This is a genomic window from Colwellia sp. TT2012, from assembly GCF_001440345.1.
Taxonomy (GTDB): Bacteria; Pseudomonadota; Gammaproteobacteria; order Enterobacterales; family Alteromonadaceae; genus Colwellia.
Genome location: NZ_LJYX01000016.1, coordinates 94,068 through 109,222, shown reverse-complemented (window position 1 = coordinate 109,222; position 15,155 = coordinate 94,068). Strand labels below are relative to the sequence as shown.

General features: G+C 38.9%; 16 protein-coding genes. 5 read left to right on the top strand and 11 right to left on the bottom strand.

What is annotated here, in order from left to right; translation table 11 throughout:
- Position 1: 1 nt before the first annotated feature.
- From nuoH to ASU03_RS09150, 11 genes are all read right to left on the bottom strand, one after another.
- Complete coding sequence (gene nuoH, locus ASU03_RS09185) at positions 2-946, bottom strand: NADH-quinone oxidoreductase subunit NuoH (protein WP_057831552.1); 945 nt, start codon at positions 944-946, stop codon at positions 2-4.
- Positions 931-1,098 carry a hypothetical protein gene (locus ASU03_RS20715; RefSeq protein WP_157465876.1) on the bottom strand — a complete coding sequence of 56 codons (168 nt, stop codon included), beginning with the start codon at positions 1,096-1,098 and terminating at the stop codon, positions 931-933. The genes nuoH and ASU03_RS20715 overlap by 16 nt, the downstream gene beginning before the upstream one ends.
- Positions 1,091-1,249 (bottom strand): hypothetical protein, encoded by a 159-nt coding sequence (locus ASU03_RS20710; RefSeq protein ID WP_157465875.1) that lies wholly within the window; start codon positions 1,247-1,249, stop codon positions 1,091-1,093. Before ASU03_RS20710 ends, ASU03_RS20715 begins: the two co-directional genes overlap by 8 nt.
- Positions 1,242-1,400, bottom strand: coding sequence for a hypothetical protein (locus ASU03_RS20705; RefSeq protein WP_157465874.1), 159 nt, complete (start codon positions 1,398-1,400; stop codon positions 1,242-1,244). Before ASU03_RS20705 ends, ASU03_RS20710 begins: the two co-directional genes overlap by 8 nt.
- On the bottom strand, positions 1,393-4,185 hold the full coding sequence (nuoG, locus tag ASU03_RS09180) for an NADH-quinone oxidoreductase subunit NuoG (RefSeq protein ID WP_057831551.1): 2,793 nt from the start codon (positions 4,183-4,185) through the stop codon (positions 1,393-1,395). The genes ASU03_RS20705 and nuoG overlap by 8 nt, the downstream gene beginning before the upstream one ends.
- The gene (gene nuoF / locus ASU03_RS09175) at positions 4,178-5,515 is read right to left on the bottom strand and encodes an NADH-quinone oxidoreductase subunit NuoF (RefSeq protein ID WP_057831550.1); all 1,338 of its coding nucleotides are present in this window, start codon (positions 5,513-5,515) and stop codon (positions 4,178-4,180) included. Before nuoF ends, nuoG begins: the two co-directional genes overlap by 8 nt.
- Entirely contained in the window at positions 5,512-6,030 is a 519-nt protein-coding gene (nuoE, locus tag ASU03_RS09170; RefSeq protein WP_057831549.1) for an NADH-quinone oxidoreductase subunit NuoE, read from the bottom strand. Before nuoE ends, nuoF begins: the two co-directional genes overlap by 4 nt.
- Before the next feature lie 39 nt (positions 6,031-6,069).
- Positions 6,070-7,842, bottom strand: coding sequence for an NADH-quinone oxidoreductase subunit C/D (gene nuoC, locus ASU03_RS09165; RefSeq protein ID WP_057831548.1), 1,773 nt, complete (start codon positions 7,840-7,842; stop codon positions 6,070-6,072).
- A 3-nt stretch (positions 7,843-7,845) separates the two neighbouring features.
- A complete protein-coding gene (locus tag ASU03_RS09160; RefSeq protein ID WP_057181284.1) occupies positions 7,846-8,490 on the bottom strand; it encodes a NuoB/complex I 20 kDa subunit family protein in 645 nt (214 codons plus the stop codon).
- Between the two features lies 1 nt (position 8,491).
- Positions 8,492-8,890 carry an NADH-quinone oxidoreductase subunit A gene (locus ASU03_RS09155; protein ID WP_082627226.1) on the bottom strand — a complete coding sequence of 133 codons (399 nt, stop codon included), beginning with the start codon at positions 8,888-8,890 and terminating at the stop codon, positions 8,492-8,494.
- 365 nt (positions 8,891-9,255) lie between these two features.
- Positions 9,256-9,687 carry a CBS domain-containing protein gene (locus ASU03_RS09150; RefSeq protein ID WP_057831547.1) on the bottom strand — a complete coding sequence of 144 codons (432 nt, stop codon included), beginning with the start codon at positions 9,685-9,687 and terminating at the stop codon, positions 9,256-9,258.
- 276 nt (positions 9,688-9,963) lie between these two features.
- Between ASU03_RS09150 and ASU03_RS09145 the strand changes: the two genes are divergently transcribed.
- From ASU03_RS09145 to ASU03_RS21905, 5 genes are all read left to right on the top strand, one after another.
- The gene (locus ASU03_RS09145; protein ID WP_057831546.1) at positions 9,964-12,906 is read left to right on the top strand and encodes a UvrD-helicase domain-containing protein; all 2,943 of its coding nucleotides are present in this window, start codon (positions 9,964-9,966) and stop codon (positions 12,904-12,906) included.
- Between the two features lie 50 nt (positions 12,907-12,956).
- Entirely contained in the window at positions 12,957-13,487 is a 531-nt protein-coding gene (locus ASU03_RS09140; protein ID WP_057831545.1) for a DUF6942 family protein, read from the top strand.
- A 442-nt stretch (positions 13,488-13,929) separates the two neighbouring features.
- Complete coding sequence (locus ASU03_RS21915; RefSeq protein WP_331456669.1) at positions 13,930-14,316, top strand: Wzz/FepE/Etk N-terminal domain-containing protein; 387 nt, start codon at positions 13,930-13,932, stop codon at positions 14,314-14,316.
- Between the two features lie 14 nt (positions 14,317-14,330).
- Positions 14,331-14,690, top strand: a complete 360-nt coding sequence (locus ASU03_RS21910) for a hypothetical protein (protein ID WP_331456666.1) — start codon at positions 14,331-14,333, stop codon at positions 14,688-14,690.
- Positions 14,683-14,847, top strand: coding sequence for a GNVR domain-containing protein (locus ASU03_RS21905; protein ID WP_331456665.1), 165 nt, complete (start codon positions 14,683-14,685; stop codon positions 14,845-14,847). The genes ASU03_RS21910 and ASU03_RS21905 overlap by 8 nt, the downstream gene beginning before the upstream one ends.
- Positions 14,848-15,155: the final 308 nt, after the last annotated feature.

Sequence of the window (15,155 nt, the reverse complement as noted above, 5' to 3'; positions counted from 1 at the left end):
GTTAGCCTAAAAGACTTAACTTAACCGCACCTGTGACTAATAGGTTCAGTAAAGACAAAGGTAATAGAATATACCAAGCGAATACCATTAATTGGTCGTATCTAGGTCTTGGTATTGCCGCTCGTAAAAGAATAAAGAACAGTATGAAAAATCCAGTTTTTAAGATAAACCATAATAAAGGCGGTAAGAAAGGGCCTTGCCAGCCACCAAAATACAAGGTAGTGATTAAGCTGGAAATTAATATCACGCCTAAATATTCACCGATGAAAAACATGCCAAATTTCATACTGGAATACTCGGTATGAAAACCTGCGACGATTTCTGTTTCCGCTTCAGGTAAATCAAACGGCGCACGATGAATTTCTGCTATACCGGCAATGAAAAATAGCACGAAGCCTAATGGCTGATAACAAATAAACCAAACATCTGCTTGTGCTGCAACGATGGCTGATAAACTAAAGTCATCGGCTAAAATCACCACGCCCATTAACGCTAACCCCATAAATACTTCATAGCTGATCATTTGAGCTGCGGTGCGCATAGCCCCTAACAGCGCATATTTACTATTAGATGAAAATCCCGCTAGCATGATGCTGTAAACAGATAATGAACTGATGGCTAATAAAAATAATAAGGCATGATCAAATTGGGCAATTTGTATATTCGGCGCAAAGGGAATAATGGCAAAGCCTAACAGTGTCATGATCATGACTATCATAGGCGAGATGATAAAGAGCACTTTATCAGCAAAGGGTGGCACCCAATCTTCTTTGGTGAAAATCTTTATCATATCGGCAACAACTTGCAATAAACCAAAGGGGCCAACACGATTTGGTCCTAATCGGTCTTGCCATAAAGCCAGCACTCTGCGTTCTAGCCAAATAGACCAAGCTCCTAATAGTAGCAGTACAACTAATATGATTAAGGGTGTTAACCAGCTATCCATTTTGCATCTCCATCAAGGTTATTTAACGAAGGCTGGATATTTTTAGTCGCTTGCCATAAGGATATAAATCTATGCACTAGCGGCGTAGACCAAGCAGCTAACATGAAGAGCAAGACGATTAAAATGATCAATGGTGTTAACCAGCTAGTCATTACATTCTCCATCAAGGTTATTTAACGAAGGCTGGATATGTTTAGTCACTTGCCATAAAGATATAAATCTATGCACTAGCGGCGTAGACCAAGCAGCTAACATGAAGAGCAAGACGATTAAAATGATTAAGGGTGTTAACCAGCTAGTCATTACATTCTCCATCAAGGTTATTTAACGAAAGCTGGATATGTTTAGTCACTTGCCAGAAAGACAGCACTCTACGTTCTAGCAATGTAGACCAAGCAGCTAACATGAAGAGCCAAGCAATTAATATGATTAATGGGGGGGAACTGCTATTCATTGGCATCTCCATCAGCATTGCCAGCAGAGTGCTTAGTTGCAACATGCATGTTAGTTCCTAAGCGAAGAAACTCGGTAAAGGGTACTAAAACAACTTGATCTGCTAGAGTCTTGCTAATAAAACAGGGCAAAGAGATATTATAATCATCAGAGCTGATAGTGATATTTTCACCTGATTTAAGGGATAAATGTTTTGCTTGCTGTTGATTAAGTGAAATTACCGGCTCAGGTCTTAGTTGTTGAATGCTTGACGAATAATCGGCAAGCTCGTCATTGCTATAAATATGATGTTGAGGACAAATACTTAGGTTATTTAATGGCTGACTTGGTGAATATATTTGCGCAGCAGGCACTGTAAACTCTTGTCTATTGATACGGTCAAATATTTTTAAGCCTAAGTTTGAGTCCGCTTCATCTTGAACGCTTGAGTCATTTAAGGTGTTACTTAAGCTTTTACTCAGGGCTTGATTTGAATTCCATTTAGGTGACCAGACACCAGTTACTGGCGTGGTTATTTTATGCTGGCTATTATCGAGTGTTTGTTGCCTAAAGCCAGCAACGCCTTCCATAGTAAAGGTTAAATTGGATTTTTCATCACGTTTTGGCGCATATTCTTTAACATCTATATTAGCAAAAAAAGCCGTTCGAGCTGATGAACGCATTGGTTGGCGAGCGACGGGAAAGTCACTTTTATCAGTCGTTACAAGTTGCATTATCGGTTGTAAAAGAGGCGTGATAGTTTGCATGTAGCGATAAAGGTTTTGTCCATCATCAAGTGCATTATGTTGTGCTAGCCATTGCACTGGCGTTTGTCTCATATCACTTGCTGGCATAACGGCATAAGCGCGTTGTAATCTACCCTCATTATTTAACCAGCTGCTATGTTGTTCAGCAAAAGAGGCCGCTGGCAATACTAAATCTGCCATTTTTACGGTATCGTTCATTATTTGTTCAATAACAACAATGTGTTTAATGTTATCTAAATATTCACTTAGTTTTTCATTGGCGCAATACCGGTATAAATCCGTTTCCATGATGATAAGTAGGGTCGGCGGGGTAGCTTTTATCGAGCGTAGTAAATTGTCAATATCATGTTCAGGCTGTGCTAATAAAGACAGTCCTAAGGCATTAATCGATGATGTTGCACAATAAAAACCTGAGTTTTTTTTATGTTTTCTTAATAAAATACTCAGCCTCAAGCATGCTGATAATAAGGCAATATCAAAACTATGGGTGCCAGTGATCAGTACCGGGTTATTTGCGGCAAGTAATTCATCGGCGATAGCGATGGCGAGGTCAGAAAACGTTTCAGCAGAAGGTGTTGGCGCATATTTACAGGTTAGATAAGCTTCAATCTCTACAAGCAGCTCAAGCTGTTTATTCGGGGCTAGGTTTAGGTTATATTTTGCCACATCAGCTAATTTAGTTTCATCAGTATTGATAATAATAAGCGGTGATTTACTCTCTTGGCTTATATTTCTCACGGCTTCATCTTGCCATGGTTTTATCCCCAGTTTAGCGGCTTTAGCAATGCCAGCATTTTTAGTCATTTGTCTTATCGATAAGGCTAATCTAGGTGCAGTTTGTGTTACATCTTCACCCACTAAAAGTACCGCATCACTTTGTTCTATTTGGCTAAGAGAAACTAAAGCCACTTGCTTACTTTGATAGGTTTTAATTAATAACTGCAGTTGCTTTAATTCATTATTGGCTATGCCGGCATAAAAATTATTGCCACCAACTAACTTATGTAATGCGGCATTATTTTCAAGGGAGGAGCGGGCAGAGCCAATGCCTAATACTTGTGCATCAGTTTCATTGAGCCATTGTGATAATTGACTATGAGCTTGCTCATTATCCAAAACATGAGTTATTTGGCTTTGATTCTTTTGTTGATTCTCTTGTTGAGAGTTTTGCTGAGTACGAGACCATACCTGGGTTAATTTATTGTCATGATTGACATGTTGATAAGCAAATCTGCCACGGTCACATAAAAAATGACCATTTATTGCTGCATTATATCGATTGTTGATCTTGCGGATGATACCGCCACGTTCAGTGACATAAGTATTACAGCCGACACTACAATGAGTACAAATTGACGGTGCTGATTGAAGGTCCCATTTGCGAATGTAGTGTTGGCTAAACGGCTTATCGGTAAATACCCCTGTTGGGCATACTTCAGCCAAATTACCACTAAATTCATTTTCTAAATTCCCCGGTTCAGCACGCCCAAAAAAAATGTTGTTTTTTGAAGAGAAAACATTTAAATCATTACCGCCACAATAATCACGGTAAAATCGTACGCAGCGATAACATCCTATGCAGCGATTCATTTCATGGTTTAAAAAAGGCCCTAGGTATTGATTATTATGAGTACGTTTTGTGCCAGGATAACGGCGTGTTATATGGCCAGTGAGCAACGTCATATCTTGTAAGTGACAGTCGCCACCCTCTTCACAGACCGGACAATCATGAGGATGATTGGTCATCATGGCTTCTATATTGGTGGCACGAAAAGTTTCGGCTTTTTCATGGTTAAATGATATGCGCATGCCCTCAGATACAGGCGTCATACAAGACATCACTAATCGGCCTCGGGTATCTGCTTCATTTTGATATTGCATAACCGCACATTGTCGACAAGCACCGACCGAGCCCATCGCAGGGTGCCAACAAAAATAGGGGATATCTAACTTTAAACTCAAACAAGCTTGCAGCAAGTTAATATCATCAGCTACTTGATGAGCTAAGTTATCGATATAGATAGTGACCATGTTAGTCATGAGTTGTCTCCGAATGGATTGGTTCGCAATAAGGACATGACTTTTGTGTTATATGTTTTTCAAAATCATCTCTAAAATAATTGAGGGCACTTTGCAATGGTTCAACCGCACCAGGGGCAAGGGCACAAAAAGTATTGCCGGGGGCGGCAAATTTACATAAATCTTCCAGCTGCTTAATGTCAGCTAACTCACCTTTACCTTGTTCAATTTTCTCAAGTAATACCGCAGCCCAAGGTAAACCATCCCTGCATGGCGTGCACCAACCACAGGATTCTTGAGCGAAAAATTTAACTAAATTTAATACCATAGCCACAGGACAGTACTTATCATCTAAGACAATAATGGTGCCTGTGCCCATACGGCTTCTTTGTTTGCCTATTTCGTCATAATCCATCGGGGTATCGAAGTGCTTCGCTAATAAAAAATCCGTTGAACCACCTCCTGGTAGATAGCCTTTTAACTTATAACCATCGGACATTCCGCCGGCGTAATGCTCAATAATTTCACCAATGGGTGTACCCATAGGTAACTCCCATAAGCCAGGGTTTTTAACCCTGCCACTAACACCAAATATTTTTGTTCCAGCATCTTTAAACCGTCCCAAAGATTTAAACCAATCGGCTCCAAAATTTAAAATATGAGGTAAATTACAAAAAGTTTCGACATTATTTACTATGGTAGGTTTACCCCATAAACCGGCCACTTGTGGAAAGGGCGGTTTTGCTCTGGGGATGGCACGTTTGCCTTCAAGGGCATTGATTAAAGCGGTTTCTTCGCCGCAAATATAGCGTCCAGCACTGGTATGGATATGTATTTCAAAATTAAAACCACTGCCAAGAATATCTTTACCTAAGAGGTTATTGTCGTAGCATTCTTGCAGTGCTATTTCGATATGTTGGATAGCGCTATAATAATCACCTCGAATAAAAATATAGCCTATGTCGGCATCTAAGGTATAACCCCCGATAAGTAAGCCTTCTATGATTTGATGTGGTGTTTTTTCTAATAATAATCTGTCTTTAAATGCGCCGGGTTCCATTTCATCGGCATTAACTATTAGGTATTTTGGGTGAGGGGCATCATCACCTTGCGGCACAAAACTCCATTTTAATCCGGTAGGAAAACCCGCTCCGCCTCGGCCTCTGAGATTGGATGCCTTTATTTCATCTAGTACCGCGGCTCTCGATACGGTTAAAGCGCGTTTAAAGCCATCATAACCGCCTAAGTCTTGATATTCTTTTAACTGCCAGCAGTTAGCCTTATCGGTGATAAAACGGGTTAAAGGCTTGCTCGGATAAGTACTTTGCTCGCTACTTTGCTCAGTATTCATGTAGACTTTTCCTCGATTAAGTTATTTAAAATCAAGGGCAAATTTTCTGCTTGTATTAGCTCAAAAAGTGTTTCATTGGCTATCATTACTGGCGCTTTATCACATGCACCTAAACAGGGCAGCGGGATCAGGGTAAATTGATTATCATCTGTGGTTTGGCCATTGGATATTTTTAGCTGTTTGTTTAGGCACTGTCTGATTTTTTGGCCACCCATAAGATCGCAACTAATGCCATCACAGGGATGCAAGACAACTTTTCCGACCGGCTGGCGAAAAATAAGGTTATAAAAAGTGGCTACGGAATCTAGATCGGCTAAGGGTAAATTTAAATAAAGCGCTAAAGCTAACAGGCTGGCATCGCTAACCCAGCCGCGATGGTTTTGTATTATTTTTAAGGCATCAATACTCGCCCCAGAGGCATAGGGAGTTTTAAGTAACAAGGTATCAATTTGGGCTTTTTCAACATCACTGAGCTCAACGGTTTCATTTGTTGGGATCTCGTTGGCTAATGTCATAGAGCATCTCCTAGTCTATTTTTACTTCAAATATCAACATCATCTATCTACATCAGCCATGACAAAATCTATGCTGGCTATAATGACGATTAAATCGGCAAGCATTAAACCTTTTGATATTTCTGGGATCATTTGTAAATGTGGAAAAGAAGGGGTTCTGATGCGCGTACGATAACTTGAGCTGGTACCATCACTGATAATGCTATAACTGTTGATACCTTTAGTGGCTTCAACGGCAAAAGATGATTCACCATTTGGCATAACAGCACCCCAACTGGTATTTAAAAAATGCTGAATTTGTGTTTCGATATCATTTTTACTGAGGTTATTCATCGGGGGTGTTGTGCATGGGTGTTCGGCTTTATATGGACCTTGAGGCATATGTTTAATGCATTGCTTAATAATACGGATACTCTGGCGCATTTCTTCTACCCGAAGTTTACAGCGAGCATAGGCATCACCTTGATCATCGAGTGGTACGGTAAAATCGTAATTTTCATAGCCGCTATAAGGCGATACTTTTCTTAAGTCATAATCACAGCCGGTCGCGCGTAAACCAGGCCCAGTTACACCCCAGTCAATGGCTTGTTTTTTGGTATATTGACCTATACCTATGCTACGTTTTTTAATAATGCTATTTTGCATCACCATGACCTCGTATTCATCTAACTTTTTTGGAAAATAATCAGTGAATTCAAGCATCATTTTATCCCAACCTTGGGGTAGGTCTTGAGCTAAACCGCCGATACGAAACCAGCTGGGGTGCATTCTTGCCCCTGTTATGGCTTCAATAATGGCAAATAATTTTTCTCTATCGATAAATAAATAAAATATAGGTGACAACTGACCTATATCTTGGGCAAAGGTACCAAAAAACAACATATGACTTAATATTCGAAAACATTCAGACAACATTACGCGAATGCACTTAACCCGCTCAGAGACTTCAATACCGGCTAATTTTTCAATGGCTAAAATATAAGGGAAGTTATTCATCACTCCGCCTAAATAGTCGATGCGATCTGTGTAGGGAATAAAACCATGCCAGGTTTGGCGTTCTGCTATTTTTTCAGCGCCGCGATGATGAAAGCCAATATCGGGTACGGCATCGATAACACGTTCACCATCGAGCTGTAAGGCGATGCGAAAGACACCATGAACACTCGGGTGGTTTGGTCCTAAGTTAAGGAACATATAGTCGTTATCATCGTTACTTTTTTTCATGCCCCATTGCTCAGGAATAAATTTTAGTGCTTGTTGTTCCTTTTGTAGTTTTTGTTCATCTAAAGTAAAAGGGTCTTGCTCTGTTGCTCGACAAGGAAACTCTTTACGTAATGGATGGCCCTTAAATGTTGGCGGTAATAAAATTCGGGTTAACAGTGGGTGATCAATGAAGGTTACGCCAAACAGATCCCATGCTTCTCTTTCATACCAGTTGGCATTTTTAAATATGTGCGTGATGGTTGGTATGTGTAGCTGTGCTTCCTCTAGGGCAACTTTAAATCTAATGTGTTTATTTCTGTTTATTGATAACAGCTGATATACCACAGTGAAATCTAAAATAGGGTACTGGTGTTTATCTAAACGTAGCCTTTCATCAACAGCATATAAATCGTATAACATATCAAAGGGGTCAGTGATGCTTTTCATAAAGGATAAAATTGCAATTATCCTTTTACTTGAAACCCATAAAGTCACTATGTCGTCACAGGTAGTTTGAGGGGCAAAATGCTCTTTATTGAATTGCTTAAACAGTTCAGGAATTTGCGCTATTAGCTCATCGGTTATCTTATTATTATGCTCTGATGTCATAAACTAGACCCCATCGGGAGTTCGAAGTGTTGTGACGGCCATACGAGAGGCGTTTTTTTCATCTCTTAGATTACGGGTGGCAAATTTTTCAATTTCTTCAGCGGTGATAATGCGATTAAGCGGCCTTTTTTGTTTTGAGTAACCTTCCTTGATGGCTTGTTGTAATAAGGTTAAGCCGTACATTAAGGCTTCAGGGCGAGGCGGGCAGCCAGGTACATAGACATCAACCGGTAAAAAACGATCTGCGCCTTGTACAACACTATAAACATCATACATGCCACCAGAATTAGCACATGAACCCATGCAAATCACCCATTTAGGCTCAAGCATTTGCTCATAAAGGTATTGTATAACGGGGGCCATTTTTAAAAAAACAGTACCAGAGATGACAATTAAATCAGCTTCTCTAGGAGTAGCACGTATTACCTCGGAGCCAAAACGGGCGATATCATGACGACTGGTAAAAGAGGTTGCCATTTCAACGTAACAGCAGGATAAACCAAAATTAAAAGGCCAAAGGGAATTTCCTCTACCCCAAGCCACTAAGTCATCTAATTTAGCTAAAAGTAAATTTTTCTCGGTGAGGTCTTCAATACCCGCAACTTGAGTATCGATTACTTGCTCGGGTTTAGTTAATTGCCAACGCATTTTAAGCCTCTCTACTTAACGGGTTGTGCACAGTTTTAACGGGAATTTTCTCACCCCAGAGAAAGGCGCCTTGTTTGATTTCATAGAGTAGGGCGGTTAGTAATATGAATATAAAAAAAGAAGTGATAAAAAAACCATGCCAACCAGCTTCCATCACCACGATTGACCAAACATACAAAAAGACTGCTTCTATATCAAAAATCACAAACGAGATAGCCACTAAAAAGTAATTTATATTCCATCGAATATCAGTACTTCCTTGACCAACGATGCCGGACTCGAAGGGCTCATTATTGGTTCTTGTGGCTACTTTAGGGTTGAGTAAATGAGACACCAATAACATGGTGATGGTTAATAATATAGTGGCGATAAAATAAACTATAAAACTGGTTGAAAGCATAAGTCACCTTAACCTTTATTTTCTTTATTAGTTAAAATCAACTGAAAATCAATTAAATATGAGGAAGTTACAGCACTTGGTAAAAGCATAGTATATATTTTACACAAACCAAGGCTGAATAAAGTTTTTTATCTATGAATTTTTAACGGTGTTTTGTTTTAAAACAGGTGCTTTTTTTAAAGAAAAAGGCCCAACAAATAAGGCTTAAATAAAGCCAGAATTGAGCATTTGTTGGAAATATAGACTGCGCTATCGCACATTCATGTAAACACAGCACTGAACGTACTTTTACTTGCGTAAAAATTTTATAGCCATAACTTATCTAGATACCTAAAACGAGTGTGTTTAAGTATTTTGGCCGCTATTTATACCAAGCGACCATGGCCTTTTTCATAAAATGAGCGAAGGTGAATATCGATAGCGTTTAAAATATCACTGCGGGTAATTATGCCTAATAAGCGTTTATTCTCATCAACAACAGGGTAAAGCTTTGGTTTGTTTTTAGTCATTTGTTGTGCTAAATCTACAACAGAGTGTTCACAACCTACCGTTAGGACATCGGTTCGCATCATATCTGCCACAGTCGTGTGGGGCTCACTTAAATAGGTATCTTCAAGCAGGTGAATTAAGCACTCTTGCTCTGATACAAAACCGATAACATGTTGGTAAACATCGAGTACCGGTGCACCGTTTTGAGGGGAGTGAATTAATTTTTCTGAAGCTTCTGCAACTGACATATTAATATTAAAGGTTACAGGGTGTTTGTTCATGTAATCCGCTACTCTAATGGATTTCATTTGTTTCTCCTGATCTGTTTTATCCTTTTAAACTTATACAACTAATCTTAGTTGCGTTTTAATATTTTGCATTTAATTCTTAAGAGTTAAATTTTTACAGTAGCCAAAAGTGCTAACTGACATCTTTATAAATACTTTCTGTTTTTGATGATGAATTTAATGAGTGTATTAAGGCTATCTACTTTGATTATCACTTCATTTGTACCTGAACACAGCACTAATGATAGAATAATCATTCTGGTGTTTTCTCTTTTTGTATTTGGGTTTTTATTGTCAATGAAATGTATCTCTTCAAGTTTTTTTGGCCGATTTATTGGTCTCTCAACGGTAATAAAGATCAGTGAAAGTGGCTTAGTTATTGACGTTGACCAGCGCTTACTCACCATTCAATGGCAAGAGTTGCTAGTACCCCCTGAATTTCACCTGAGTTTCTTCGGGCAAATTATTTCCTTTAAAACGGCAAACAAAAACTATGTGTTTACCATGCTTGCGTATAATGCTAAGCGCAGGCAAAAGAGTAACGTTGAAATGCTGTGGGCATTAGCCAATATTAACCGTGTTGACACGTTATTAACGGCGATAAAAAAAATCACTACTAATCGCTACTTACGCCAATCAAGCATTGAACGTATGCAATTATCGGCACATGAAGAAGGTAAACGTTGGTTCCCTTGGCTTAACTCAAGCAAGTTAAGCCAGTTAAGTAATGCTAGTAAAGCAATGGTCGAGGTTGCTGAAAAACTGCAACTGTTATCTTATTACCAATGTTGGACAGAGCAGGGCATAGCTGAGTGTCGTGAACGTTATATCAATAAACAACTTCAAATCTATAAACGTTTTTTTGATACGGTTGAGTCTAATCCGTTAACACCACGTCAGCGCCGGGCATGTATTATCGATAATGATAATAATCTATTACTAGCTGGCGCGGGCACGGGTAAAACCAGTGTTATGGTTGGTCGCGCAGGTTATTTATTAACTAGCCAGCAGGCTGGTAAGGGCGAAATATTATTATTAGCCTATGGTCGTAAAGCGGCTGATGAAATGGATGAAAGGATAAAAGACAAGTTATCGACTGATAAAATCAGTGCGACTACTTTTCATAGCTTAGGACTGAGTATTATCGCCCAGGTCGAAGGAGCTAAACCGAAATTATCTGTATTTGCACAAGATGAAAAAGCAAAGCTTCAATGGATTCAACGTTATTTTGACCAGCTAATTAATGAATATGGCCATTATCGCCAGCTTGTGCTCGAATATTGCAGTCAATATTATTACCTTGAGCGTAACAACTTTGATTTTGATAGCCTTGGCGAGTATTACCAATATTTAACCGATAATGATATTCGCACCTTTAAAGGCGAACAGGTGGAAAGTTTTGCTGAGCTAAATATTGCCAATTGGTTATTTTCTCATGGTATCGAATATCAGTATCAAGCTGACTATGCTTATGAAGCGAAAACGCTAGGTGGTAAACAATATCAGCCAGTTTTTTTCTTACCTGAGCTAAATCACTATATTGAATATTATGGGCTAGATGAGCATGGCGATACCGCCGCGTATATCGATAAAGACGAATATCATCAGGCTATTAAATGGCGACGAAATACTCATGAAAAATTTAACACTCAATGTTTAGAGTTTACTTATGCTCAGCATAAACAAGGTACCTTGCTTGGCGCCTTAATGACGTCATTGACGGCTCAAAAAATTCAATTCGAATTATTATCAACCGAGCTTATACTGGCAAGGCTAAAAGAAAGTGGCAGAATAGCCGAGCTTGCCAAAACATTTGCTCAGCTTGTTGGACTCTATAAAGCGGCTGGTTTAGACCGCACTTTAACCGATACAGTTATCGCTAACTCAGCGCAGCCAAAACAGACAGAAAAGGCTTTAGCGTTACTTAAGCCAATTTTAAGCGCTTATGAACAGCAGTTAAAGTCTCACGGTGAGATTGATTTTGACGATATGATTAATAAAGCGTTAGTGTATGTTCAAACGGGAAAGTTTCATTCGCCATGGCGTTTTATTATGGTAGATGAGTTTCAAGATATCTCTGAGCCGCGGGCTCGTTTAGTCAAGGCTTTACGTGATAATAATAAAGCATGTTCCGTATTTGCAGTAGGCGATGATTGGCAGGCGATTTATCGCTTTAGTGGCGCTGACATCACCTTAACTACCGAGTTTGCACATTACTTTGGCGAAACCACGCAAGCAGAATTAGACCTGACATTTAGATTTAATAACAAAATAGGGGAAGTCGCCACAGCTTTTATCAGTAAAAATCCTGCACAAATACCCAAAACGATAAAATCGTTGAAACAAGTGCAAGAGCCAGCGGTATCACTGCTCAAACGTGATAGTAGTAATTTCAGCTCACAAAAATCAAATATCACAGATGAAATGGCAAATGGTGCCATTGATGATGTTTTAGCGGCTATTTCAGGGAAAGTAACTCAGCCCGTTAGCGTGTTCTTATTAGCGCGTTTTGGGTTTCTTTTGCCAAGCCAGATAGATCTTAAACGATTGAATAGCCAATACCCGTTATTAAAGATAGCGTCGCAATCTTTTCATGCCTCAAAAGGGCAAGAGGCAGACTATGTCATTATTGTCGGGCTGAAAAAAGGGGCTCATGGTTTTCCTGCTGAAAAAATAACCCCAGCATTTGTTGATGCGCTACTGGCGAAAAAAGAAACCTTTGCTTATGCCGAAGAACGACGATTATTTTATGTCGCGCTTACCAGAGCCAAAAACCGAGTTTATATCATTGCCGATATGACAACGGCTAGCCCCTTTGTGCAAGAGCTGATGGATGAACATCAAATTGAACTAGATGAATTTTGCAGCACGGTTAGTCAATCAGTGGTCGAGGATATAAATTGTCAGCTTTGTGATACGGGCGTATTAAAAAAACGCAGCGGCCGCTATGGGGTTTTCTATACTTGCTCTCACTTTCCTCGTTGTCAGCATAAAGAAAAACCTTGTGCAAAATGTGCAAGCCCCATGACACGAAAACGTTATCCAGGCTTTAACTTTTGCTTAAATTATTCATGTAAAAGCCTGATCCCTACTTGTGATAAATGTGACGCTGAAATGGTTTTTCGTACCAGTAAAAATGGTGAATTTTGGGGCTGTCAAAATTATCAGGGTGATGAGCCAATGAGCTGTAAAAATTCTTTAGATAATGCAAAAATAAATTGGCCAGAATTGCTTGATTAAAGCAGGTAAAATATTAATGAGCCAAATGATTAAAGGGGATAACAGAAAACATGACTAATATAGGGTTTGGTGATAGTGCTTTTAACTTTGCTGTTTATATAGCAAACAAGCCAAATATGCTTGAGTATCAGCGCTTAAATGCAGTTATGCCACTGGTTGAAGGTGAAATTAATGCGATTAACCAATCGTGTGGCAATGGCTGGCGCAAAGTATTTAATGTCTATGCTAAGTTGCTTTATGCTTTAGATAAAAAGTATTTTAACTTTTCAACGCAAGCACCAACCTGGCAAGACTACCGTGATAAAGTCCTATTACAAGCACAAAGAAAAACTGCCTTGCTCTTTTCGGCACCGAAAATAGAGCCGAGCAAAGATATAGTGCATATTATTTGTGGTAAAGGCCATGCCAAAGCGTTAATCAGTAATGGTAAACTCAAGACTAATTTAGTGTGGTTAGATGATGAATTTGCTATTGATAGCCAGAATAAACTTATTGTTTGTCCATACTTTGATTACCGTCAACTGAGTAATATTAAAATAGCGCGTTTGGCTGATTTATTAACAAGCGCGGAAAAGGTATAAAAAAACTTTAGCTCACTTCTCCTGTATAGTAAAAATGGCCCTGTGTCCTCAGAGGTGAATAAGTTTACGTCATTGCCGTCATTCCCGAAGTTATTGGTCGGGAATCTATTTTTCGTTGCTCGGTGCAGCGTAGCCTCGGTGTCCTCTGTAGTGGGAATGTTTGTTCTGGTTGTTTTTTAATTTTTATTATTAACAACACCAAGCACTTTCCCCCTTTGACTTTGTTTTGATTCTTCGCATAATGCGTGAAATTTTATTGTCGTTCGTTAAGCTAATAAAGCGAATACGAGTAATATATGCCAAGTGGATATGGTGAAAAGTGTCAAAATCAGTAGCTCATTCAGAAGATAAGTCAGTCGAAAGTTCAATCAAAAACTCTCAAGCAATGCCAAATGATGCCAATGTGCAATTGTTGCAATAGCAGTTACTTCAGCAACAACTACTGCTACAAAATACTCAAAACCAAGATGATGAAATTGATCTAGCTGAACTTTGGCACGCTATTTGGGAGGGTAATTTTACTATCAGTATGATATTTGCTGTTGCTTCTGTTTTCTTCGCCCTGTCTAAACCTGACATTTATAAAGCATCCGCAATATTAGCTCCTGCATCCAGTGAGGGCGGAGGTGGAATTAACGCAATGGCAGGTCAACTTGGTGGTTTAGCTAGTTTTGCAGGTATTAACCTTGGTGGCGTTGGGGTTGATAAAACGGCGTTAGCGTTAGAGATCTTAAAGTCACGTTCATTTATTGAAGCATTTATCAGTAAACATGAGTTATTGGTGCCATTGATGGCAGCAAAAAACGGGATAGGGCAAGTGATACTTTAATCTTAAATGAAGAAATGTATGATGCGGTAAATAAAAAATGGTTGAAAGTTGTTAAAGTACCGAAAAAGCCTCAGCCATATTCATGGGAAGCATATCAAGCATTCTCCGGATTAGTAACCGTTGCTCAAGATAAAAGTACGTCAATGGTAAATATAGATATTGAATTCTATTCACCGATACTTGCAAAACAGTGGCTAACGTGGTTGGTTAAAGATATTAATGAGTATATGCGCGAGCAAGATAAAGTTGAAACAAAAGCGTCCATTGATTATTTAACTAATCAGTTAGCTAATATTAAAATTGCCTCCATGGAAATGGTGTTTTACCAGCTAATTGAAGAGCAAACTAAAAAACATGATGTTAACTATGGTTAAAAAAGAATATGTGCTTAAAACTATAGACCCTGCACAAGTCCCTGATACCAAAGATAAACCAAAACGCGCGTTAATTGTGGTATTAGGTACTATGCTTGGTGGCATACTATCAGTACTAATCGTATTAATTCGATACTTTAGCCGAAAAGATAAGTAACTTATGTAATCCTAAAGGGCAGGGTCAGTAATTATTGCTTATAGCAGAGAATTAAACTAGCTAGGGGGAATAAATATCTTGGGCTGTTAATGTTTCATTATTAACCTTGGGTATAGATTAAGGTTACAATAATAAACACTTTCTTGCTGCAATAGTGTATTAACTCAAGTATACTCTGCCCGTTAGAAAACTCACTAATATATAATGAAATAAAAACAAGGTAGTTGATTGATTTAATAAACAATAGCTTTATATTCTTTTGTTGTTTTTTCTTATCCCCTTTGAAATTAATTTTCAATTACTTTGAG

Bases quoted from the DNA above. Each gene is read 5' to 3' on its own strand.
- nuoC (WP_057831548.1), bottom strand. From the start codon at position 7,842: ATGACATCAGAGCATAATAATAAGATAACCGATGAGCTAATAGCGCAA.
- ASU03_RS20705 (WP_157465874.1), bottom strand. From the start codon at position 1,400: ATGAATAGCAGTTCCCCCCCATTAATCATATTAATTGCTTGGCTCTTC.
- nuoF (WP_057831550.1), bottom strand. From the start codon at position 5,515: ATGAATACTGAGCAAAGTAGCGAGCAAAGTACTTATCCGAGCAAGCCT.
- ASU03_RS21910 (WP_331456666.1), top strand. From the start codon at position 14,331: ATGTATGATGCGGTAAATAAAAAATGGTTGAAAGTTGTTAAAGTACCG.
- ASU03_RS20710 (WP_157465875.1), bottom strand. From the start codon at position 1,249: ATGACTAGCTGGTTAACACCCTTAATCATTTTAATCGTCTTGCTCTTC.
- ASU03_RS09150 (WP_057831547.1), bottom strand. From the start codon at position 9,687: ATGAAATCCATTAGAGTAGCGGATTACATGAACAAACACCCTGTAACC.
- ASU03_RS09155 (WP_082627226.1), bottom strand. From the start codon at position 8,890: ATGCTTTCAACCAGTTTTATAGTTTATTTTATCGCCACTATATTATTA.
- ASU03_RS09140 (WP_057831545.1), top strand. From the start codon at position 12,957: ATGACTAATATAGGGTTTGGTGATAGTGCTTTTAACTTTGCTGTTTAT.
- nuoG (WP_057831551.1), bottom strand. From the start codon at position 4,185: ATGACTAACATGGTCACTATCTATATCGATAACTTAGCTCATCAAGTA.
- ASU03_RS09145 (WP_057831546.1), top strand. From the start codon at position 9,964: ATGAAATGTATCTCTTCAAGTTTTTTTGGCCGATTTATTGGTCTCTCA.
- ASU03_RS21905 (WP_331456665.1), top strand. From the start codon at position 14,683: ATGGTTAAAAAAGAATATGTGCTTAAAACTATAGACCCTGCACAAGTC.
- nuoH (WP_057831552.1), bottom strand. From the start codon at position 946: ATGGATAGCTGGTTAACACCCTTAATCATATTAGTTGTACTGCTACTA.
- ASU03_RS09160 (WP_057181284.1), bottom strand. From the start codon at position 8,490: ATGCGTTGGCAATTAACTAAACCCGAGCAAGTAATCGATACTCAAGTT.
- ASU03_RS20715 (WP_157465876.1), bottom strand. From the start codon at position 1,098: ATGACTAGCTGGTTAACACCATTGATCATTTTAATCGTCTTGCTCTTC.
- nuoE (WP_057831549.1), bottom strand. From the start codon at position 6,030: ATGACATTAGCCAACGAGATCCCAACAAATGAAACCGTTGAGCTCAGT.